The sequence below is a fragment of the Comamonas aquatica genome (assembly GCF_018064205.1).
GTDB classification, from domain to species: domain Bacteria; phylum Pseudomonadota; class Gammaproteobacteria; order Burkholderiales; family Burkholderiaceae_C; genus Comamonas; species Comamonas aquatica.
This window is the reverse complement of sequence record NZ_CP072916.1, coordinates 3,315,933-3,337,500: the sequence shown is the minus strand read 5'-3', so window position 1 is coordinate 3,337,500 and position 21,568 is coordinate 3,315,933. Positions and strand designations below refer to the sequence as shown.

Annotated in this window: 16 protein-coding genes, 2 rRNA genes and 1 pseudogene (1 of these 19 running past the window's edge); 8 read left to right on the top strand and 11 right to left on the bottom strand. The window is 66.2% G+C overall.

The genetic code is table 11. The features are described 5' to 3' along the window. From KAQ61_RS15740 to KAQ61_RS15730, 3 genes are all read left to right on the top strand, one after another. Positions 1 to 2,440 (top strand): 23S ribosomal RNA (locus KAQ61_RS15740) (it extends 438 nt beyond the left edge of the window). A 122-nt stretch (positions 2,441 to 2,562) separates the two neighbouring features. Next, a 5S ribosomal RNA gene (gene rrf, locus KAQ61_RS15735) occupies positions 2,563 to 2,675 on the top strand. A 746-nt stretch (positions 2,676 to 3,421) separates the two neighbouring features. Beyond that, the gene (locus KAQ61_RS15730) at positions 3,422 to 4,015 is read left to right on the top strand and encodes a DUF2059 domain-containing protein (RefSeq protein ID WP_210929773.1); all 594 of its coding nucleotides are present in this window, start codon (positions 3,422 to 3,424) and stop codon (positions 4,013 to 4,015) included. A gap of 585 nt (positions 4,016 to 4,600) precedes the next feature. Here KAQ61_RS15730 and KAQ61_RS15725 read toward each other — a convergent pair. Together KAQ61_RS15725 and KAQ61_RS15720 are read right to left on the bottom strand one after the other, a co-directional pair. Next, entirely contained in the window at positions 4,601 to 5,386 is a 786-nt protein-coding gene (locus tag KAQ61_RS15725) for a class II glutamine amidotransferase (RefSeq protein WP_154164437.1), read from the bottom strand. Positions 5,387 to 5,724: 338 nt separating this feature from the next. Beyond that, on the bottom strand, positions 5,725 to 5,937 hold the full coding sequence (locus tag KAQ61_RS15720) for a cysteine-rich CWC family protein (protein ID WP_081770734.1): 213 nt from the start codon (positions 5,935 to 5,937) through the stop codon (positions 5,725 to 5,727). A gap of 296 nt (positions 5,938 to 6,233) precedes the next feature. Here KAQ61_RS15720 and KAQ61_RS19085 point away from each other — a divergent pair. Further along, positions 6,234 to 7,122 (top strand): annotated as a pseudogene (locus tag KAQ61_RS19085) (LysR family transcriptional regulator). Between the two features lie 174 nt (positions 7,123 to 7,296). Here KAQ61_RS19085 and KAQ61_RS15710 read toward each other — a convergent pair. From KAQ61_RS15710 to KAQ61_RS15695, 4 genes are all read right to left on the bottom strand, one after another. After that, positions 7,297 to 8,175 (bottom strand): ChaN family lipoprotein, encoded by an 879-nt coding sequence (locus KAQ61_RS15710; protein ID WP_244982915.1) that lies wholly within the window; start codon positions 8,173 to 8,175, stop codon positions 7,297 to 7,299. A 206-nt stretch (positions 8,176 to 8,381) separates the two neighbouring features. After that, the gene (locus tag KAQ61_RS15705) at positions 8,382 to 9,353 is read right to left on the bottom strand and encodes a Bug family tripartite tricarboxylate transporter substrate binding protein (RefSeq protein WP_210929771.1); all 972 of its coding nucleotides are present in this window, start codon (positions 9,351 to 9,353) and stop codon (positions 8,382 to 8,384) included. A 29-nt stretch (positions 9,354 to 9,382) separates the two neighbouring features. Beyond that, a complete protein-coding gene (locus KAQ61_RS15700) occupies positions 9,383 to 9,754 on the bottom strand; it encodes an AtuA-related protein (RefSeq protein WP_210929770.1) in 372 nt (123 codons plus the stop codon). Further along, positions 9,747 to 11,147, bottom strand: a complete 1,401-nt coding sequence (locus KAQ61_RS15695) for an acyclic terpene utilization AtuA family protein (protein WP_210929769.1) — start codon at positions 11,145 to 11,147, stop codon at positions 9,747 to 9,749. The genes KAQ61_RS15700 and KAQ61_RS15695 overlap by 8 nt, the downstream gene beginning before the upstream one ends. Positions 11,148 to 11,227: 80 nt before the next feature. Here KAQ61_RS15695 and KAQ61_RS15690 point away from each other — a divergent pair, with 80 nt between their 5' ends. After that, positions 11,228 to 12,124, top strand: a complete 897-nt coding sequence (locus tag KAQ61_RS15690; RefSeq protein WP_043383687.1) for a LysR family transcriptional regulator — start codon at positions 11,228 to 11,230, stop codon at positions 12,122 to 12,124. A 140-nt stretch (positions 12,125 to 12,264) separates the two neighbouring features. Here the strand turns inward: KAQ61_RS15690 and KAQ61_RS15685 are convergent, their stop codons facing one another. The 5 genes from KAQ61_RS15685 to KAQ61_RS15665 form a co-directional block, all read right to left on the bottom strand. Further along, the gene (locus KAQ61_RS15685) at positions 12,265 to 12,936 is read right to left on the bottom strand and encodes a DUF799 domain-containing protein (RefSeq protein ID WP_043383688.1); all 672 of its coding nucleotides are present in this window, start codon (positions 12,934 to 12,936) and stop codon (positions 12,265 to 12,267) included. A 1-nt stretch (position 12,937) separates the two neighbouring features. Further along, a complete protein-coding gene (locus KAQ61_RS15680) occupies positions 12,938 to 13,303 on the bottom strand; it encodes a DUF4810 domain-containing protein (protein WP_043383924.1) in 366 nt (121 codons plus the stop codon). An 11-nt stretch (positions 13,304 to 13,314) separates the two neighbouring features. Then, the gene (locus KAQ61_RS15675; protein WP_042417618.1) at positions 13,315 to 14,004 is read right to left on the bottom strand and encodes a CsgG/HfaB family protein; all 690 of its coding nucleotides are present in this window, start codon (positions 14,002 to 14,004) and stop codon (positions 13,315 to 13,317) included. A gap of 175 nt (positions 14,005 to 14,179) precedes the next feature. After that, the gene (locus KAQ61_RS15670; protein WP_210929768.1) at positions 14,180 to 15,769 is read right to left on the bottom strand and encodes a methyl-accepting chemotaxis protein; all 1,590 of its coding nucleotides are present in this window, start codon (positions 15,767 to 15,769) and stop codon (positions 14,180 to 14,182) included. 183 nt (positions 15,770 to 15,952) lie between these two features. Next, entirely contained in the window at positions 15,953 to 18,148 is a 2,196-nt protein-coding gene (locus tag KAQ61_RS15665; protein WP_210929767.1) for a malate synthase G, read from the bottom strand. 247 nt (positions 18,149 to 18,395) lie between these two features. Between KAQ61_RS15665 and KAQ61_RS15660 the strand changes: the two genes are divergently transcribed. The 3 genes from KAQ61_RS15660 to argS all read left to right on the top strand — a co-directional run bounded on the left by KAQ61_RS15660 (position 18,396) and on the right by argS (position 21,543). Then, positions 18,396 to 19,325, top strand: coding sequence for a LysR family transcriptional regulator (locus KAQ61_RS15660; RefSeq protein WP_042417623.1), 930 nt, complete (start codon positions 18,396 to 18,398; stop codon positions 19,323 to 19,325). Further along, positions 19,322 to 19,768: a DUF2214 family protein gene (locus KAQ61_RS15655; protein WP_210929766.1), complete on the top strand. Its 447-nt coding sequence runs from the start codon at positions 19,322 to 19,324 to the stop codon at positions 19,766 to 19,768. Before KAQ61_RS15660 ends, KAQ61_RS15655 begins: the two co-directional genes overlap by 4 nt. Before the next feature lie 65 nt (positions 19,769 to 19,833). Further along, positions 19,834 to 21,543 (top strand): arginine--tRNA ligase, encoded by a 1,710-nt coding sequence (gene argS, locus KAQ61_RS15650; RefSeq protein WP_210929765.1) that lies wholly within the window; start codon positions 19,834 to 19,836, stop codon positions 21,541 to 21,543. Positions 21,544 to 21,568 lie beyond the last annotated feature (25 nt).

Sequence of the window (21,568 nt, the reverse complement as noted above, 5' to 3'; positions counted from 1 at the left end):
ACCGATAGTGAACCAGTACCGTGAGGGAAAGGCGAAAAGAACCCCGGGAGGGGAGTGAAATAGATCCTGAAACCGTATGCTTACAAAAAGTCGGAGCCTCGAAAGGGGTGACGGCGTACCTTTTGTATAATGGGTCAGCGACTTACATTCAGTGGCAAGCTTAACCGAATAGGGAAGGCGTAGAGAAATCGAGTCCGAATAGGGCGTTCAGTCGCTGGGTGTAGACCCGAAACCAAGTGATCTAACCATGGCCAGGATGAAGGTGCCGTAACAGGTACTGGAGGTCCGAACCGACTGATGTTGCAAAATCAGCGGATGAGCTGTGGTTAGGGGTGAAAGGCTAAACAAACTTGGAAATAGCTGGTTCTCTCCGAAAACTATTTAGGTAGTGCCTCAAGTATTACCTGCGGGGGTAGAGCACTGTTTTGGCTAGGGGGTCATGGCGACTTACCAAACCAAGGCAAACTCCGAATACCGCAGAGTACAGCTTGGGAGACAGAGCACCGGGTGCTAACGTCCGGACTCAAGAGGGAAACAACCCAGACCGCCAGCTAAGGTCCCTAAAATTGGCTAAGTGGGAAACGAAGTGGGAAGGCTAAAACAGTCAGGATGTTGGCTTAGAAGCAGCCATCATTTAAAGAAAGCGTAATAGCTCACTGATCGAGTCGTCCTGCGCGGAAGATGTAACGGGGCTAAGCCAGTTACCGAAGCTGCGGATGTGCAATTTATTGCACGTGGTAGGAGAGCGTTCTGTAAGCCTGTGAAGGTGTCTGGTAACGGATGCTGGAGGTATCAGAAGTGCGAATGCTGACATGAGTAGCGTTAAAGGGGGTGAAAAGCCCCCTCGCCGTAAGCGCAAGGTTTCCTACGCAACGTTCATCGGCGTAGGGTGAGTCGGCCCCTAAGGCGAGGCAGAGATGCGTAGCTGATGGGAAACAGGTCAATATTCCTGTACCGATCAATAGTGCGATGTGGGGACGGAGAAGGTTAGCTCAGCCAACTGTTGGAATAGTTGGTTCAAGCCTGTAGTCGTGCCTGGTAGGCAAATCCGCCGGGCTGAGATGAGGGGTGATAACGAGTGTGCTTGCACACGAAGTGAGTGATACCCTGCTTCCAGGAAAAGCCACTAAGCTTCAGCTATTGACGACCGTACCGCAAACCGACACTGGTGCGCGAGATGAGTATTCTAAGGCGCTTGAGAGAACTCAGGAGAAGGAACTCGGCAAATTGATACCGTAACTTCGGGAGAAGGTATGCCCCTAGTAAGTGAAGTTGAACAAACGGAGCTCAACGGGGTTGCAAAAAATCGGTGGCTGCGACTGTTTAATAAAAACACAGCACTCTGCAAACACGAAAGTGGACGTATAGGGTGTGACGCCTGCCCGGTGCTGGAAGATTAAATGATGGGGTGCAAGCTCTTGATTGAAGTCCCAGTAAACGGCGGCCGTAACTATAACGGTCCTAAGGTAGCGAAATTCCTTGTCGGGTAAGTTCCGACCTGCACGAATGGCGTAACGATGGCCACACTGTCTCCTCCTGAGACTCAGCGAAGTTGAAATGTTTGTGATGATGCAATCTCCCCGCGGAAAGACGGAAAGACCCCATGAACCTTTACTGTAGCTTTGTATTGGACTTTGAACGGATCTGTGTAGGATAGGTGGGAGGCTTTGAAGCCAGGACGCTAGTTCTGGTGGAGCCGACGTTGAAATACCACCCTGGTGCGTTTGAGGTTCTAACCTAGGTCCATTATCTGGATCGGGGACAGTGCATGGTAGGCAGTTTGACTGGGGCGGTCTCCTCCCAAAGCGTAACGGAGGAGTTCGAAGGTACGCTAGGTACGGTCGGACATCGTGCTAATAGTGCAATGGCATAAGCGTGCTTAACTGCGAGACTGACAAGTCGAGCAGATGCGAAAGCAGGACATAGTGATCCGGTGGTTCTGTATGGAAGGGCCATCGCTCAACGGATAAAAGGTACTCTGGGGATAACAGGCTGATACCGCCCAAGAGTTCATATCGACGGCGGTGTTTGGCACCTCGATGTCGGCTCATCTCATCCTGGGGCTGTAGTCGGTCCCAAGGGTATGGCTGTTCGCCATTTAAAGAGGTACGTGAGCTGGGTTTAAAACGTCGTGAGACAGTTTTGTCCCTATCTTCCGTGGGCGCTGCAGATTTGAGGAAGCCTGCTCCTAGTACGAGAGGACCGGAGTGGACACACCTCTGGTGTACCTGTTGTCACGCCAGTGGCATCGCAGGGTAGCTACGTGTGGAAGAGATAACCGCTGAAAGCATCTAAGCGGGAAACTCGTTTCAAGATAAGATCTGCCGGGGCCTTGAGCCCCCTGAAGGGTCGTTGTAGACCACGACGTTGATAGGCTGGGTGTGGAAGCGCAGTAATGCGTTAAGCTAACCAGTACTAATTGCCCGTGAGGCTTGACCCTATAACTTTGATACTGCTGTGCAGTGTTCAAAAGACTTTATGCCCATGTGCGCAATCGAATAAAAGCTGATTAGGCTCTATGAATTTGCAAGGTAGCGATGAGCTGCTTTGCGACAAGTTATGCCTGGTGACCATAGCAAGTTGGCCCCACTCCTTCCCATCCCGAACAGGACAGTGAAACGACTTTGCGCCGATGATAGTGCGGATTCCCGTGTGAAAGTAGGTCATCGCCAGGCTCTTACAGCGACAAACCCCCTGACCTCCAACGAGGCAGGGGGTTTTGTTTTTGGGGGATGAAATGCGTCCATCCTGGCTGTGAACCGGCGTTGGCAGCTTATGGATCACAAGTGTTTATTCCAATCTCCTAAAAAATAAGAGCGCACTGCGTGCGCTCTTATTGCGATTCAGGCCCCAAAGACCTGAGACCCGAATCTGGATGAGCGCCAGGCGCTCACGGATTGGATTTTCAGGCCACTCACTTGGCTTCTGCAGGCGCAGGTGCGTGCAATCCATTGCGTTTTATGTTTGGCGGCCTTCAACGCGGTGATGGTGCGTATCGCCATGCCGCAGGGCGCTACGGGGGCAGTGCGGCTGCACAGTCACAGTGCATGAAGGTGACTGGTATCTGAAGGTGATTGGGTGGTACGCTTGCCGGCGCTGCCACTCGCACGGGATGTGCCGCTGAAGGCGACCCTCGTCCCTCCATCGCAGAGCGCTCCCCACGCTGGACGACACTCACGTCGCTGTGTGTCCCGTCGCGTGGCATCTGGATGGCAGCCGCTGTGGCTGCTGCCCGCCGCGCAGTGGCCACTGCAACCTTGCCCAGTTGGCGCCTTGCCGGCTGGGCCTGTGTTTCCTCGTCCCAGGCTGCGAAGACCGCCGGGCCAAGGCGCATGTTGCACCCCGGCTGTTGCTTTTCTTGACCGTGCAGTCCATGGACCGTCCGATGGCAGAGGGCCCTGCTGCACATTCTGCGTCCGACATGCGATTGAACGACACACCTTCTTCCCACCTGCCTGCCACCGTCCGCCGTGGCAGCTTCCGTATGGCCAGCCTGGCTGCGATGGCCTGGCTGGGCCTGGCCGGATCGGCCTGGAGCGCACCGCCCACGGTGGCCTCCATCGAGGCACTGCTGGCGGCCACCAAGAGCGAGGCCCTGATTGCCAAGACTGGCGCCGATCTGGAGCGCAACATGCGTGATGCCGTGCAGGCCAGCTTGCAGGGGCGCAAGCCCAGCGAGCGCGAGCAGCAGGTCATCGACAAGATGACCCGCGAGAGCGCGGCCCTCATCCGCCAGGAGCTGAACTGGAGCCACATGCGGCCCATGATGGTCCAGATCTACCAAAGCACGTTCACCCAGGAGGAGGTGGATGGGCAAACGGCCTTCTACCGCACGCCGGTGGGCATGGCCGTGGTGGAGAAGATGCCGGCCGTCATGCAGGCCACCATGGCTGCCACCCAGCAAAGCATGGCCCGGCTGATGCCCCAGTTGCAGGCGATTGCGAAAAAGCACATGGCGGAAGCCCAGGCGGCCGGCGCTGCCGCAGGCACTCCGCCTGCCGGCGCCAAGCCCTAAAAGCTAGCACTGTGGCCGTCCCCAGCGCATGGGCGTGAGACTGGTGCAGCCCCGCCGCCCCGCCGCGGTGACGTTGGCGGGGTTTTCTCTTGGCAGGGTGGGTGGCATGCCATCATTTCGATAGCTTGCAGCACTGATGAAATAAGCGCCGGTGGCCAATTTTGTGCAAATCACCAAGACGTGTTTTCTTCCGGTACTGCCATGTTGCGGAATGCAGGGGCACCGGCTGAGGGGGCTGGGCCGGTATCCCCTGCTGCCGCAGAGCAGGCTGCGCGGATGTGCCGCCTCCAGCGCGGCGACAGGCAGCATCGCTGAGGTCCGCACCGCTCTACCTCAGCGCAGCGCCGGCGTGAACGCCAATCTGCGCGGGGGCGAAGGGGAGCGCCACAGTCCCTGCAATCGAACCGTGGCCTGCCGAGGCCATGCAGGGTCGCCGTGCGGCTGTCACGGGAATACGGGTTGCGGCGCGGGGCCCCACGGCGCGATCGACGCAAGCCTCTGCTTTCTGCCACGGGCACAGGAACCGGAACTGCGCCTTCCTACCCTGCGGCAGCCACGCTGGCGGTGCGTGCCCCTGCTGTGGTATCAGGCCTGGGGGCGGCTTTGCCCCTGGTGCAGGCGGCCATCGACGAACACATTCACCACCCCGGGTTCAAAGGCGGTCCAGGCTTCGTTCTTGGTCAAGGGGGCGGTCACCACCACGGCCACGCGGTCGTGGGGCGTGGTTTCGCTGGCAAAGTCCACGCTCAGGTCTTCGTCGGCCAGGTGGGCCTGGGCGAAGGGGTGGCGGCGCTCGGTGAAGAACAGGTGGGTGGTGGCGTGCGCCCACAGGGCTTCACCATTGGACAGCAGGAAGTTGAAGGTGCCATGCGGCGCAATACGCCGGGCCAGGTCCTGCAGGGTCAGGGTCAGCTCTGCGATGCTGGGCACGCCGGCGTGGGATTTCCACAGCTCCTGCATGATCCAGCAGAAGGCCAGCTCGCTGTCGGTGTTGCCGACGGGGCGAAAATGGGTGTGCAGCTTGGGCGCGAAGTGCTTCAGATCGCCGTTGTGCGCAAACACCCAGTTGCGGCCCCACAGCTCGCGCACAAAGGGGTGGCAGTTCTGCAGGCTGACCACGCCCTGGGTGGCCTTGCGGATGTGGGCAATGACGTGCTTGCTCTTGATGGGGTAGCGGCGGATCAGCTCGGCCACCGGCGAGTCGATGGCGCGTTCGTGGTCCACAAACAGCCGCAGGCCCTTGTCCTCGAAGAATGCAATGCCCCAGCCGTCGGTGTGATCGCCGGTGTTGCCCGCGCGCTGTGCAAAGCCGCTGAAGCTAAAACGCACATCGGTGGGCGTGTTGCAGTTCATTCCTAACAGCTGGCACATGGGCAGGGGCTTCCAAACGGGCAAGACAACAAAGGGGCATAGCCTAACGCGCGCCGGCGGTTTGTGCAGCAAAGGTGCAGCTTGCCTGCCGGGTTTGTGCCGCTGTGGCGCCCGCTGGCCAACGGTGTGGCGCGTCCAGCCGGCCCAGACCAGAGGGCTTGGGGCGGGCGCTGTAGCCGGCCCGCGGTGCTTCGCTTGGTGATGGGGGTGAGGGGGGAATACGCCAGCATTCACCCAATGGCGGGGCGCGCGGACCACCCAGTACGGAGGACGTGGCTCCTGGGCTGCGGTTGGCAAAGGCCGGATGCGCAGTCTCGGTGGGTGGAGGGCGCAGGGGCTCAGCGGGGGGCCTCGGGGTGCGGTGGCGTTTGGCCGCAGGCTGGGCAGACACAGCGCTGGCCGCGTTCGGCGGCGGGAATGCGTTCAAGCACCGAGGCCGGAATCCGGGTCTGCATGCACCAGCAGGTTTCCGGCGGCAATCCGGCCGCGACCGCGCAGGCATTGGCTTGGCCGCACAAAGGGCAGGTCGCAGGGGAGGGGGCGGCAGACATGGCGCCAGTGTATGCCGTGTTCAGCCGCCCCCGGGTGGGACGCGGAAGTTCTCCAGAATGCGCTGCTCGGCCCGTTGCAAGGCCGATTGCAGACGTTGCGGCCACGGGGGCCGTGGGGCCTGGGCTGGCGGTGCATCCGGTGGGCGCCGTGGGTGCAGCGGACACGGTGGGCGCGGGCGCCGAGGCGGGCGGCACCATGGGCGCGGGAGCAGGTGGTTTCAGCATGGAGGACATGCTCCGGGCTGGCCAAACATCTGTAAAGTTGAATTCAATGAAGATTCAATTCAGGAATTCTGATGCGTAACCTCAACCTCGACCAGTTGCAGACCCTGATCGCCATCGCCGACCTGGGCACCTTTGCTGCGGCGGCGCAGGCCCTGCATCTGGCGCCGCCGACCGTGAGCCTGCACATCAAGGATCTGGAATCGCGCCTGGAGGCGGTGCTGTTGCTGCGGGGGCGCCGGCAGGCCGAGCTGACGCCGGCGGGCCAGGCCCTGGTGGAGCAGGGGCGCAAGCTGCTGGCCGCCAGCGACGATCTGATCGACCTGGTGCAGCGCCGCGCCAGCGGGCGCGAGGGCCTGGTGCGCGTGGGTGTGTCGGCCGGTGTCAGCACCCGGCTGCTGCCCCTGATGCTGGAAGCCCTGGGCCGGCGCAGCCCGGGCGTGGAAGTGCGGCTGGAGGCCGTCGGCATCCACCGATGCCATGCAGCGCTTGCAGGCCGGCACGCTGGACATCGCCGTGGTGGCCAGCCCCCAGCCGGCGACGGCCGACATCGTGCTCACCCCTTGGCGCACCGACACCATGGTGGCGTTGCTGCCGGCGGTCTGGCAGGCGCCGGCGCAGATCACGCCGCAGTGGCTGGCCGAGCGGCGCTGGGCCTCGTTCGCACCGGCCACGCAGATGCATGGGCTGATCTCCGCCTGGTTTGGCCAGGCGGGCTACCACCCGCGCCCGTTCCTGACGCTGACCTACCCGGGTGCCCTCAAAAGCTTGGCTGTCGCCAGCCAGAGTGCGGCGCTGTTGCCGCTGGAAGAAGTCGAGGACCAGCGCCACGTGCCCGGTGTGGACATCCGGCCGCTGCACCCGCCGCTGCTGCGGCCCATGGCCGTGGCCCACCGCCGGCTGCCCGTGCCCCACCCGGCGGTGGAGGCGGTGCTGCAGGTGCTGGCCGCATTTGGCAGTTGAGGGCGCGCCAGGCTGCTGGCGGCGTGCAGTGGTGCATGCGGCAAGGGGGCGTGTGCAGTCCCCATCGCGCGTGTGGGCCCGCCCGCGGGGTGCACCCGCAGCAGGCGGTATCCCCGTGCAGCCGAAGATTGGGATGAAATGCCGCAAATGCGCAGGCGGGGTGCGCCCAGATAGCTATGGTTTTTGGGGCTGGGGTGCCGCTGGCACCCCGGTTTGCCAGCGGGCCCGCAGGTCGGCGCAATGGTCCTGGGCGGGCACGGCCGGGGTCTGCACCAGCCAGTCGTAGTCACCGGGCGGGGTGGGTGTGGCGCCCTGCGCCTGGGCCACGGCGACTTGGGCGTGCAACCCGGCCGGCAGCCAGGTGGGAATGCCCACGCTGCGCAGCACATGGCCGCGGCCGGCGATCACCAGCACGGTCTGGCCGGGCTGCAGCTGGGCCTGCGCCACGGCGGCGATGCTGGCGTCCTTGGCCAGCTGGATGCGCGCCATGGGCGTGAGCTGGCTGGTGGGCAGCAGATCGCAGTGGCCGCTGCGGATGGCGTCGCGCTGGCGCTCCCACGCGGTGGGCGGCAGGTGCTGGTCCCAGTGCGTTTGCTGCATCACCTCCCGCATGTGGCTGCGGCGCAGGTTGCCGCCATGCACGGGCACCCCGGCCTGCACGGCGGCCATGACCACGGGCGCATAGGGCGCCCAGTCCCAGCCGGCCGCCTGCCAGTCCAGGGCCTCCTGGACCTCGGTTTCCGAGGCCGTGGGGGCCAGCGCCCGGGTGCTGTGCCCGCTGTGGGCCATCTCCAGCACCACGGCCGCCAGGCGCTGCTGCCGGGCCAGGGCCTGGACCGTGTCGCGCTCCCAGGCCTGGTGTTCCGGGGCATCGTGCTGTTCGCCCAGCAGCAGCACCTCGGGCAGGGGGGCGGGGGCCTGCAGCTGGCGTTGCCAGCCCGTGGTGTCGGTGGCCGGTGCCGGTGACAGGGCGGCGCAGCCGCCGAGGCTCAACCACGCACCGAACACGGCGGCGCGCACTGCGTTGGAAATGAGAATGGGTTTCAATGCCATGCCCGGCATGGTAACCGGGATGGCCGGGTCGCCCCCGTGGCGGTGGGGCGTTGCGCCCGCATGTTGCCCCGTTCTGCGGCGGGGCCAGCACCTGGCGGGGCGGTGTGCCTGTGGCAGTGCCTGCGCCGCAGGGGATCGCGTTCCGGTGTCTGCACGCCGGTCATCCCCCAGGCCCCGCAGGGCCGGGGGGTGGATGGGCGGGGGGCTTATTCGGGCGTGATGCCGGCGGCCTTGATCACCTGCCCCCACTTGGTGGTTTCCACCGCCTGGAACTGCGCCAGCTCCTGGGGGCTGGTGGTCCAGGCCTCGGAGCCGGACATGTCGAAGAACGAGGCCGCGGCCGGACTGCCGACGGCGGTGCGCAGCAGTTGATTGAGCTTGGCCACCACGGGGGCGGGCGTGTGGGTGGGGGCATAGGCCGCGAACCAGTAGCCCATGTCATAGCCTTTGACGCCCGCTTCAGCGATGGTGGGCACGTCGGGCAGCTGGGGGCTGCGCTTGGGGGTGGAGTAGCCCAGGGCCCGCAGCTTGCCGGCCTTGATCTGCGGCACGCCGGTGGACATGTCGGTGACCATCAGGTTGATCTGCCCGCCCATCAGGTCGGTGATGGCCAGCGGGTTGCTTTTGTAGGGCACGTGCAGGATGTCCACGCCGGCCAGCTGCTTGAGCATTTCCCCGGCCATGCGGCTGGAGGAGCTGCCGCTGCCAAAGCTCAGCTTGCCGGGGTGGGCCTTGGCGAAGGCCAGCAGCTCGCCCACGGTCTTGTAGGGGGCGTTCATGGGCACCACCAGCACCTGGCCGCCCTTGCCCAGGCCGGTCAGCGGGGCAAAGTCCTTGACCGGGTCGTAGGCGAGCTTTTTGTACAGGTGTTCGTTGGCCGCGTGCGTGGTGTTGGTGGTGATCAGCACGGTGTAGCCATCGGCCGGGGCCTTGGCCGCCGCCTGGGCGGCAATCATGCCGCTGGCGCCGCCCTTGTTCTCGACGATCACGGGCTGCTGGGTCTGCTCGGTGATCGACAGGCCCAGGGCGCGCGCCAGCTGGTCGGTCGCGCTGCCGGCCGCAAACGGCACCAGCAGGGTGATGGGCTTGCTGGGAAAGCTGCCCTGGGCGAAGGCAGCGGGTGCCAGGGCCAGTGCGAGGCTGGCGGTCAGCAGGTGGCGGCGGGTCGTGCTTGTCATGGTTGTCTCCTGTGTGGTTATGGGAATGGTCAAGCGGGACGGGCAATCCAGGGGGCGAGTGCCCCGGGAACGGAAATCGGCATCTGCAGCACCCGGAAGCACAGCGTCTTGCCGTGGCTGTCGAGGTTCAGGGCATCGTTCACGCCCCCGTCCAGCACCTCGTCCAGCACCAGGTTCATGGCCTGCAACTGGGGCAGCAGGTAGCGGCGCACCTGGCGCGGCTGGCGGTCGGCAAACAACTGGGCCACGGCGGTCTCGGTGACCTGGGCGCAGATCGGTCCCCACAGCTGCGGGTGGAAGGCGATCACGCTGATGTTGGAGCGGTTGCCTTTGTCGCCCGTGCGGCCGTGGGCCAGCTGGTACAGGGGGACGGTCAGGGTGTCGGTTGCAGTGTCAGCCATGGGCGCGCTCCGGTGCCGGGCCAGGGGCGGTGGCCCAGGTGAACCCGGTGGGGATGTGGGTGTGGGGGATCAGGCAGGAGGTCAGCCCCAGGCGCTGGCGCATGTGCGTGCGCACCCCGCCGCCGCCCGCCGGACCGCAGCAGTACAGGGCGTTGACCTCGCGCGGCAGGCGCTGGGCAGTGGCGTGGTCGGCATGCTGCCAGGCCATGCGCAGGCGCACATCGTGGGGGGCGTGCCGCAGGTCGGCGCCATCCAGCCAACTGCTGGCATCGTTGCCCCAGACGCTGGTCACGCCGATCAGGTCGGTGCGCAGCGGCGCGAGATGGCCCAGGCGCTGCTGGATGGTCTGGCCCGCCAGGCGCGCGCGCTCGGCCGCACGCGGGCCGGCGTAGGAAATCTCGGCCTCCGCAAACCAGCCCGTGGCGTAGCAGACGTTGACCTTCAGCGTGTCGGGCCGGGGGTGGCCGCGCACCCCTTCCAGGCGCACGCGGTCGGGCCCCACGGCGTGGACCTGGGCCTGGGTGATGTCGGCCACCACGTCGGGGGTGAGGTACTGGGCCGGATCGTGGATCTCGTACAGCAGTTGTTCCTTGACCGTGGCCGGGGTGATGCAGCCGCCCGTGCCCTGGGGCTTGAAGAGGGTGCAGTGGCCGTCGGCGTCGATCTCGGCGATGGGATAGCCCAGCTGGTCCAGGCCCGGCACGTCCTTGTAGCCGGGATCGGCAAAGTAGCCGCCGGTCACTTGCGTGCCGCATTCCAGCAGGTGGCCGACCATGGTGGCGCGGCCCAGGCGGTCCCAGTCGTCCCAGGCCCAGCCGTAGTGGGCCATGACCGGACCGACGACCAAGGAAGGGTCGGACACGCGGCCGCAGACCACGATGTCGGCACCGGCCTGCAGGGCCGCCGCAATTGGCTGGGCACCGATGTAGGCGTTGGCACTGACCAGCTCCTGCGCGGGCATGCGCTCGGCCAGGGTTTCGGCCAGCAGCGGGCGGTGCGCGGGGCCGCTCAGGTCATCGCCGTGCACCACGGCAATCCGCGGCGTGCGCGTGCCCAGGGCCTGGGCCAGGCGGTGGATGGTGCGGGCCGCGGCCTGCGGGTTGGCGGCACCGAAGTTGCTGACGATGCGGATGCCGTGCTGCAGGCAGTCGGCCAGCACCGGGCGCAGAAACTCGGGCATCAGCGGCTCGAACCCGGCCTCGGGGTCGCTGCGCCGGGCCAGCTGGGCCAGGGCCAGGGTGCGTTCCGCCAGGGTCTCGAAGATCAGCACCGCAGGCTGGCGCTGGCGGATCAGCTCCTGCACGACGGGGCCGGCGGCATCGATACGGTCCCCGGAGAAGCCCGCGGCGCAGCCGATCAGCAGGGGCAGGGTGGTGGCGTGGGGTGAAGTCATGGAATCTCCTGCTGGCCACTATAGGAAGGGCTGGCTAAGCTGTGAAATCGATAATTGAGATGAATTGATTTGGAAGTCAGATGAATATTTCGGCCCGCGACATCCAGGCCTTCCTGGCCCTTGCCGAGGTGAGGAACTTCACCCGTGCGGCAGCGCGCTGCCACCTGTCACAGCCGGCGTTCAGCGCGCTGATCAAGGCGCTGGAGGACCACGTGGGCCTGAAGCTGTTCGACCGCAGCACGCGCCACGTGCTGCTGACGCAGGAGGGCGAGCGCTTCTGGCTGTCGGCCCAGCGGATTGCCGAGGAACTGGAGGACTGCGCCAAGGCCATGCGCGACACCGCCCAGCTGGCACGCGGGCATGTGGCCGTGGCCCTGCTGCCCTCGTTGGCGGCGGGCTGGCTGCCCGGCGTGCTGGCGCAGTTTCTGGCGCGCCATCCCGGGGTGGAGGTGGCGGTGCAGGACGTGCTGTCCGAGCCCTGCATCACCGCCGTGGCCCAGGGGGAGGCGGACTTTGCCCTGGCGGCGATCCGCGCCGACACGCCCGAGCTGCAGGCGGAGCCGTTTTGTCGTGACGGCTTCCACCTGGTGTGCCGCGATGACCACCCGCTGGCGCAGCAGGCCGAGATCGGCGTGCCGGATCTGCAGCCCTGGCCGTTTGTGCACCTGGCCCGGCACAGCAGCGTGCGCCAGTACCTGGATGTGGCGCTGTTTCCCCAGACCCTGCGCACCCTGGTCGAGGTGGAGCAACTGGCCACGGTGATGGGGCTGGTGCAGGCGGGGTTGGGCATCAGCGTGGTGCCGGCGCTGTCGCTGTTCCATTTCGACAAGCCCGGCCTGTGCACCCGGGCCTTGCAGCTGCCGGCGATGGAGCGCCAGATCTACCTGGTGCGCCGGCGGGGGCGCAGCCTGTCCGTGGCGGCCCAGGCCTTGTACCGGCTGATGCAGGACATGCGGCCGGCGTGCGTGACCGCCTGAGCGGCCGTGCCGCCGGGGTTGCGAACAATTAAGTCAAAACCGCCTTTGGCCCATGCTCCAAGCGCGCTGCATGCTCTGGATGTGGGAGCGTGCAGGCGCCGGCCCACCAGCCACGCCGGGCCGGCGGGCCAGGGGGCGCGTCAGTTCTTGCCGTACAGCGGCGAGCGCGGTCCGTACAGCAAGCCGTTGGGCGTGCCGGCTGCCAGCAGGCGGTTGGTCGCCACGCCGGCCATGGGGTGGGCAGCATCGGTGGCCGAGTTGACGATCTGGTGGACCAGGGCCGTCACCAGCATGCCGACCAGGCCACCGCCCGAGTTGTTGCCGCCTTCCTGGTTGGAGGCCGAGGCGCGGCCATCCCAGAGCTGGGTGCCGGTGCGCAGGTCCACCAGGCGCGCTTCGACGCTGACCACGGTGGCGCTCTGGATCACCTGGTAGGTGGTGCCATAGCGGGTGACGCGCAGGTACAGCGCGGCGTCGGCGCCAAAGATCTCCTGGAGCTTGGCGGGGGCCACCTCGTGGATGTCGCCGGCGATTTCCAGGCCGTTCTGGCGGAAGGTTTCGCTCACCAGGGTCACGGGCAGGACGTAGTAGCCCGCCTCGGCCAGGGGCAGGGTCGCCTGGGACAGCACGCTGGCACTGGCCTGCACTTCGGGTGCGTCATTGATGGGCGGCAGCACCAGGATGGAGGCCGGCTTGGCCGCGCGGTAGGCGCTGTAGTCCTTGCCGGGGGCCGTGGCGCAGCCCGCCAGCCAGGCGCAGGTGGCCAGCAGGGTCGACCACTTCAGGATGCGGGGGATCAGGGGAATGCGCATGTCAGATGCCGTTCTTCTTCAGGTTGCCGACCAGGTAGTCGATGTACGGGGCCGATTCGGGGAACTGCTTCTTCTCCTGCTCCCAGGCGGCCAGCGCCTGGTTGGTGCGGCCGGTGTTCAGGTACAGCAGGCCCAGGTGGGCCTGGTAACCGGGCGGCAACTGCGCGCCCTGGCTGGCGCTGACCTGCACGCCTTTTTCCAGTGCCAGGATCTGCTCTTCGGCGGCCGGGCCGTCGCTCTTGAGGTACTGGTAGACCTGGTGCTGGTAGCCGTTCCAGCTGTACAGGGACTTGGGCGCGGCGCAGCCCACCAGCAGGGTGGCCAGCGCCAGGCTGGCGCCCGCGCGAATGGCGGTGTGGAGGTGCATGGTGCGGCCTTTCAACGTGCGGTCGCGGCCAGGGCAGGCAGGGCGCCGGCATCGACGGCTTCGCCCAGGCGGTCCACGGCCTCGCGGATGGCCAGGTCCAGCACCTTGCCGTTGAGGGTGGAGTCGTAGCTGGCGGTGCCGCCGAAGCCGATGATCTCGCGGTTGGACAGCTGGTACTCGCCCACGCCCTGCACCGAGCGCACCACTTCCGAGGTGCGGATGTTGACCACGTTCAGCGTGACCTTGGCATAGGCGGTTTGCGTCTTGCCGCGGCCCAGCACGCCGAACAGCTGCTTGTCGCCGACTTCCTTGCGGCCGAACTCGGAGATGTCGCCGGTCACCACGTAGTCCGCGCCCTTGAGCTGCTGCGTGGTGCCCTGGATGGCCGCTTCCTGTTTGATTTCGGCCATGTTGTCACGGTCCAGCACGTTGAAGCGGTTGGTCTGCTGCAGGTGGGACATCAGGATGGTCTTGGCCTGGCTGCCCAGACGGTCGACGCCATCCGAGAACGCACCGCGCAGGTAGCTGGAGCGGTTGTCGAACTTGCCCACGGCGATCGGGCTGCGCGGCCCGTGGTAGCTGCGGCTGGCGCTCTGGGTCTGGGTGGCGTTCAGGGCCTGGGACGTTTCCGTCGCGCAGCCGGTCAGCCAGAGGGGAACGGCCACGACGGCGGCCAGGGGGATCAGTCGGAAAGAGCGCATGGTGCAGTGCAATCAAGAGAAAAGTGGATTGTCTCCATATCGGACCGCGCGATGCTTGTGGCTGGCTGACAGAAGGGGCCAGCGCCCACCAAAAAGGCACCCGCAGGTGCCTTGTCTTGCGCCATGTCAGACGCCGGTGCGTCGCCCGGATCCCGATCAGGGCCGGGACTGCGGGTCATGCCCGGGTCAGCAGCGCCGGGGCGGCGGTGATGGCGCGTTCCTGGCCGACCTGGAAGTGCACCATGGCCTGGACCAGTTGCACGGACTGGGCCTCCAGCGCGCGCGTGGCGGCGGCGGCTTCCTCGACCAGGGCGGCGTTCTGCTGGGTCACGGTATCCATCTGCGTGATGGCGTGCTGCACCTGTTCCAGGCCCTGGGTCTGCTCCTGGCTGGCCGCGCTGATCTCGCCGACGATGTCGGTCACTCGGCGCACACCGGCCACCACGTCGCGCATTACCACGCCCGCTTCCTCGACCAGGGTGTGGCCGGCGTCGACACGCTCCACGCTGGCGGTGATCAGGTCCTTGATCTGCTTGGCCGCATCGGCACTGCGCTGCGCCAGGGTGCGCACCTCGCTGGCCACCACGGCGAAGCCGCGGCCCTGCTCGCCAGCACGCGCGGCTTCCACGGCGGCGTTCAGCGCCAGGATGTTGGTCTGGAAGGCAATCGCGTCAATGACGCCGATGATGTCCACGATCTTGCGCGAGGCCTCATGGATGTCGCCCATGGTGCCCACCACCTGGTCAACCACCTGGCCGCCGCGGCTGGCCAGCTCCGAGGCCGAGACCGCGAGCTGGTTGGCGGTGCGGGCGTTGTCGGCGTTCTGGCGCACGGTGGAGGTCATTTGCTCCATCGAAGCGGCGGTCTGCTGCAGGGCGCTGGCCTGCTCTTCCGTGCGGCTGGACAGGTCCAGGTTGCCGCTGGCGATCTGGCTGGAGGCCGAGGCCACGCCGTCCGCACCCTGGCGCACCTGGCCGACCACGTCGCGCAGCTGGTCGCCCATGCCGTCCAGGGCGCGCAGCAACTGGCCGGTTTCGTCCCGGGCATCGCTGCGCACGCGGTGCGTCAGGTCGCCGGCGGCCACGGTTTCCACGGCGTGCACGGCGCGCGCCAGCGGGGTGGTGATGCTGCGCGTGATGGTCACGGCCAGGGCCACGGCGATCAGCACGGCCAGGCCCCCCAGGCCGGCCAGCTGCATACGGCCGCGTTCAAACTCGGCCTGCACGCCGGCGGCGGCGTCGCTGATGCGCTGGCGCTGGTGGTCCAGCAGGGCTTGCAGGGTCTGCAGGTAGGCGTCGGCCGCCGGCTGGAAGTCGCTGCGCAGCAGGCGCTCGGCCTCGTCGGCCCGGCCTTCGGCCTTGGCCTGGTAGATGGTGTCGCGGGCCTGTACGAAGCGGGTGCGCAGCACGCTGACCTGGTCGAACAGCGCCTGTTCTTCGGGCGTGCTGATCAACTTTTGCAGCTCCGCCTGCTGGCGCGACGAGGCCTTGGAGGCCTCGACGTTGTCGGCCACAAACTGGCGCGCCAGATCGGCGTCGCTGCTGCGGGCGACCAGGGCGTGGCGGCTCACGTTGCTGTAGACGGTGCGGTACCAGTCGGAGATGACGCGCTCCTTGGACAGCGGGCGCGCCATCATGTCGGCCGTGGACTGGGCCACGGCCTGCAGGCGCCAGATGCCCACCGCCAGCATGGTGGCGATGAACAGCGTCAGCACGGCAAAGGCCAGGCCCAGGCGCTTGCCGATGGAGATGTGTTGAAGTGGCATGGAGATGGAGTAAGTAAAAACCCTGATTGGCGGCGATTGTCCAAGCAATCACCGCCCACTCCGTCTACGCGCCAATGACAACCTTACATCCTGTAGCAATATCTGCAGAGCTGGCGACGCCATGCAAAAAAGCGCCCCGCAGGGCGCTTGGTCGTGCCTGTCGGGGCCTGGGGCCCCGTGGCTTCAGCGGGCGCCGGCCTTGACCTTCAGGCGCCAGGCGTGCAGCAGGGGCTCGGTGTAGCCGGACGGCTGTTGCACGCCCTTGAACACCAGGTCCAGTGCCGCCTGGAAGGCCGCCCCCTGTGGGTTGGCGACCAGGCTCTTGTAACTGGCGTCGCCGGCGTTCTGGTTGTCCACCACCTGGGCCATGCGGGCGAAGGTGTCGCGCACCTGCTGCTCCGTCACCACGCCGTGCAGCAGCCAGTTGGCGATGTGCTGGCTGGAGATGCGCAGCGTGGCGCGGTCTTCCATCAGGCCCACGTTGTGGATGTCAGGCACCTTGGAGCAGCCCACGCCGGCGTCCACCCAGCGCACCACATAGCCCAGGATGCCCTGCACGTTGTTGTCCAGCTCCTGCTGCTTCTCGGCGTCGGTCCACTTGGGGGCCTTGGCCACGGGGATTTGCAGCAGATCGGCCAGGATGTTGGCGCGCTCGGTGTCGGCGCTGGTCTTTTCCAGCTCCTTTTGCACATCGGCCACATTGATCTGGTGGTAGTGCAGGGCGTGCAGCGTGGCACCGGTGGGCGAGGGCACCCAGGCGGTGTTGGCGCCCGACTTGGGGTGGCCGATCTTCTGCTCCAGCATGGCCTTCATCAGGTCGGGCATGGCCCACATGCCCTTGCCGATCTGGGCGCGGCCGCGCAGGCCCATGGTCAGGCCGACCAGCACGTTGTTGCGCTCATAGGCCTGCAGCCAGGCACTGGTCTTCATGTCGCCCTTGCGCACCATGGGGCCGGCGCGCATGGCGGTGTGCATTTCGTCGCCGGTGCGGTCCAGGAAACCGGTGTTGATGAAGGCGACGCGGGCGGGGGCCGCGGCGATGGATGCCTTCAGGTTCACCGAGGTGCGGCGCTCCTCGTCCATGATGCCCAGCTTCACGGTGTTGGCGGGCAGGCCCAGCAGTTGCTCGACACGGCCGAACAGCTCGTTGGCAAAAGCGACTTCGGCAGGGCCGTGCATCTTGGGCTTGACGATGTAGACGCTGCCGGTGCGGCTGTTGCGGATGCCGTTGGCGCCATGGCCCTGCAGGTCATGGATGGCGATGGCGGTGGTGACCACGGCGTCCAGGATGCCTTCGGGGATTTCCTTGGCCTGCGCACCCCACAGGATGGCGGGGTTGGTCATCAGGTGGCCGACGTTGCGCACGAACATCAGCGAGCGGCCGTGCAGCACCACGGGCTGGCCGTTGGCACCGGTGTAGACGCGGTCGCCGTTCAGGCCCCGGGTGACGGTCTTGCCGCCCTTGTCGAAGGATTCGGTCAGCGTGCCCTTCAGGATGCCCAGCCAGTTGCTGTAGCCCAGCACCTTGTCTTCGGCATCCACGGCGGCCACGGAGTCTTCCAGGTCCAGGATGGTGGAGAGGGCGGCTTCCACCACCACATCGGCCACGCCGGCGGCATCGGTGCTGCCGATGGGGGTGGACTTGTTGATGAGGATGTCGATGTGCAGGCCGTGGTTCTTCAGCAGTACCGAGGTGGGGGCCGCCGCGTCGCCCTGGTAGCCGACGAACTTGGCGGCGTCCTTCAGGCCGGTGGTGTTGCCGTTCTTCAAAGTCACGACCAGCTGGCCGCCTTCCACGCGGTAGCCGGCGGAATCCTGGTGCGAGCCCGTGGCCAGCGGCGCAGCCTGGTCCAGGAAGTTGCGGGCGAAGGCGATGACCTTGGCACCGCGCACGGGGTTGTAGCCCTTGCCCTTGTCGGCGCCGCCGTCTTCGGGGATGGCGTCCGTGCCGTACAGCGCGTCATACAGGCTGCCCCAGCGGGCGTTGGCCGCGTTCAGCGCGTAGCGCGCGTTCAGGATGGGCACCACCAGCTGCGGGCCGGCGATCTGGGCCAGCTCGGCGTCCACGTTCTCGGTGGTGGCCTTGGCGTCCTTGGGCGGTTCGACCAGGTAGCCGATCTGCGTCAGGAACTGCTGGTAGGCGGCCATGTCGGCGATGGGGCCGGGGTGGGCCTGGTGCCAGGTGTCCAGCTCGGTCTGCAGGCGGTCGCGTTCGGCCAGCAGGGCGGCGTTCTTGGGGGCCAGGTCGGCCACCAGGGCGTCAAAGCCCTGCCAGAACACGGCGGCATCGACGCCGGTGCCGGGCAGCACCTGTTCATTGATGAAAGTGTGCAGTTCGTGGGCAACTTGCAGGCCGTGGACCTGGGTGCGAGCGGTCATGGGAAGGCTCCTTGGATCGTGGGAAGTCGGAAAACCGGTGTCGCCGGGACGGGCCAGCGTTGCATCCCACTGTATTCCAAATGTATGCAGCAATAAATTGCTGAAAAATCTCAAAACTGATGACTTTTACGCAAAAGTGGGCAACACTCCCCAGCGTGCATGCAGCGTCGATAATCAAAGAAAACATAGCTTTCAGCGCTTGCTGCATCAGCGCTGCAGGCCTATTGGGCACCTGATCCGTCTCGCCATGGACAAACTCAAAGCTTTCGAGTCCTTTGTCTCCGTCGCCACCAAGGGCAGCCTGACGGCCGCCGCCAAGGCCGAGGGCGTGGCCCCGGCCATCATGGGGCGCCGGCTGGACGCGCTGGAGGAGCACCTGGGCGTCAAGCTCATGGTGCGCACCACGCGGCGCATCACCCTCACGCACGAGGGCAGCGCGTTCCTGGAGGACTGCCAGCGCCTGCTGTCCGATGTGGCCAACGCCGAGGCCAGCGTCTCGGCCGGCGGCATCAAGGCCACCGGGCACCTGCGCATCACCGCGCCGGCCGGCTTTGGCCGCCGCCATGTGGCGCCGCTGGTGCCGCTGTTCCACGACCTGCACCCCGAGGTGACCATCTCGCTGAACCTCAGCGACCGCGTGGTCGACCTGGCGGGCGAGGGCTATGACTGTGCGGTGCGCGTGGGCGACCTGCCGGATTCGTCGCTGATCAGCGTGCGCATGGCCGACAACCGGCGCCTGTGCGTGGCCACGCCGGCCTACCTGGCGGCCTATGGCACGCCCCGGCACCCGGGCGAGCTGGCGCAGCACCGCTGCCTGACGCTGTCCAGCGATGCCTCGCAGACCCGCGGCTGGGCCTTCAGCGTGCCCCGGGACGGCGGGCGCGAGAGCGTGCACATCAAGCCCGGCGGTCCGCTGGACTGCTCCGACGGGCAGGTACTGCACGACTGGTGCCTGGGCGGCTGGGGCATTGCCTGGCGCAGCACCTGGGAGGTCGAGGCGGAAATCGCCGCCGGCCGGCTGGTGGAGGTGCTGGCCGACTTTGCCGCGCCGCCGAATGGGATTTACCTGGTCTTTCCGCAGCGCAAGCACATGACCTTGCGCCTGCGGCTGTGGATGGACTACCTCAAGGCGCACTATGAGCGCCCGGAATTTTGGAGCAAAGGAGGAACGCAATGACCTTGGAAGCCTTGTTAGCCAGCCTGCACCTGCTGGCCATCCTGACCCTGGTGGTCTTCTTGTCGAGCGAGGCAGCGCTGTGCCGCAGCGAGTGGATGAACGCTGCCGTGGTGCGGCGTCTGGCGCGGCTGGACATGATTTACGGCATCACGGCCCTGGTGCTGCTGCTGACCGGGATCGCCCGCCTGGTGTGGGGCGTCAAGGGCCTGACCTGGTACGTGTCGCAGCCGCTGTTCCACCTGAAGATGCTGCTGTTCTTCGTGGCGGCGCTGATGTCGCTGCGCCCGACCCTGGCCATCCGCCGCTGGCTCAAGGCCCTGAATACGGATGGTGCGCTGCCCGGCGAAGAGGCGGTGCGCAAGGTCCGCGCCTGGATCATGGTGCAGGCCCACATCATCCCGGTGATCGCCGTCGTGGCCGCGTACTGGGCCCGGGGCATGTAGCCGGCGGCAGGGCGCGGGAATCCTGGCTGCGGGCATAGCGGCGCCCGGGCACGTAAAATCCGCCGATGCTTTCCGTCAAACAGGATTTGCTCGCGGCCCTGGCTGCCGAGCTCGAAACACTCTCGCCCGGCGCCGGCGCCCGCGCCGCATTTGAAAACCCCAAGGTGGCAGCCCATGGCGACTTCGCCTGCACGGCGGCCATGCAGCTGGCCAAGCCCCTGAAGGCCAACCCGCGCGCTTTGGGCGAGCAGCTCAAGGCCGCGCTGGAAGCCACGCCCGCGTTCCAGCAGTGGGTGGATGCGATCGAGATCGCCGGCCCCGGCTTTCTGAACATCCGCCTCAAGCCCGCCGCCAAGCAGCAGATCGTGCGCGAAGTGCTGGCGCAGGGCGCCCAGTTCGGCTACCAGCCGGCGCGGGGCGAGCAGGTGTTGGTCGAGTTCGTCTCCGCCAACCCCACCGGCCCGCTGCACGTGGGCCATGGCCGCCAGGCGGCCATCGGCGACGCCATCAGCAACCTCTACGCCACCCAGGGCTGGAAGGTGCACCGCGAGTTCTATTACAACGACGCGGGCGTGCAGATCGACACCCTGACCAAGTCCACGCAGTTGCGTGCCAAGGGCTTCAAGCCCGGCGACGACTGCTGGCCCACGGACAGCGAGAACCCGCTGGCCAAGAATTTCTACAACGGCGACTACATCGCCGACATTGCCCAGGCCTTCCTGGCCAAGGAAACCGTCAAGGCCGATGACCGCGAGTTCACCGCCAATGGCGATGTCGAGGATTACGAGAACATCCGCAACTTCGCCGTGGCCTACCTGCGCAACGAACAGGACAAGGACCTGCTGGCTTTCAACCTGAAGTTCGACGAGTACTACCTGGAATCCAGCCTCTACCAGAACGGCCATGTGGCGGCCACGGTGGAGCGTCTGATCGCCAGCGGCTACACCTATGAGCAAGACGGTGCGCTGTGGCTCAAGTCCACCGAATTTGGGGACGACAAGGACCGCGTGATGCGCAAGTCCGATGGCACCTACACCTACTTCCTGCCCGATGTGGCCTACCACATCCAGAAGTTCCAGCGCGGCTACGGCAAGGTCGTCAACATCCAGGGCACGGACCACCACGGCACCATCGCCCGCGTGCGCGCCGGGCTGCAGGCCGCCAATGTGGGCATCCCCCAGGGCTACCCCGACTACGTGCTACACACCATGGTGCGCGTGGTGCGCAACGGCGATGAGGTCAAGATCAGCAAGCGTGCCGGCTCCTACGTGACCCTGCGCGACCTGATCGAGTGGACCAGCAAGGACGCCGTGCGCTTCTTCCTGCTGAGCCGCAAGCCCGACACCGAGTACACCTTCGACGTGGACCTGGCCGTGGCGCAGAACAACGACAACCCCGTGTACTACGTGCAGTACGCGCACGCCCGCATCCAGTCGGTGCTGCGTGCCTGGCAAGAGGCCGGCGGTGCCGGCGTGGCGGCGCTGCAGAGCGTGGACCTGTCCGCGCTGCAAGGCCCGCAGGCCCAGGCGCTGATGCTGCTGCTGGCCAAGTACCCCGAGATGCTGAGCGCCGCGGCCGCGGGCAATGCCCCGCATGACGTCACTTTCTACCTGCGTGACCTGGCTTCCGCCTACCACAGCTACTACGACGCCGAGCGTATCTTGGTGGACGACGAGGCCGTGAAGCTGGCGCGTCTGGCCCTGGTCGCCGCCACGGCCCAGGTGCTGCACAATGGTCTGGCGGTGCTGGGGGTGGATGCTCCCGAGCGCATGTAAGTGACGCAACAGAAAGTGACAGGCG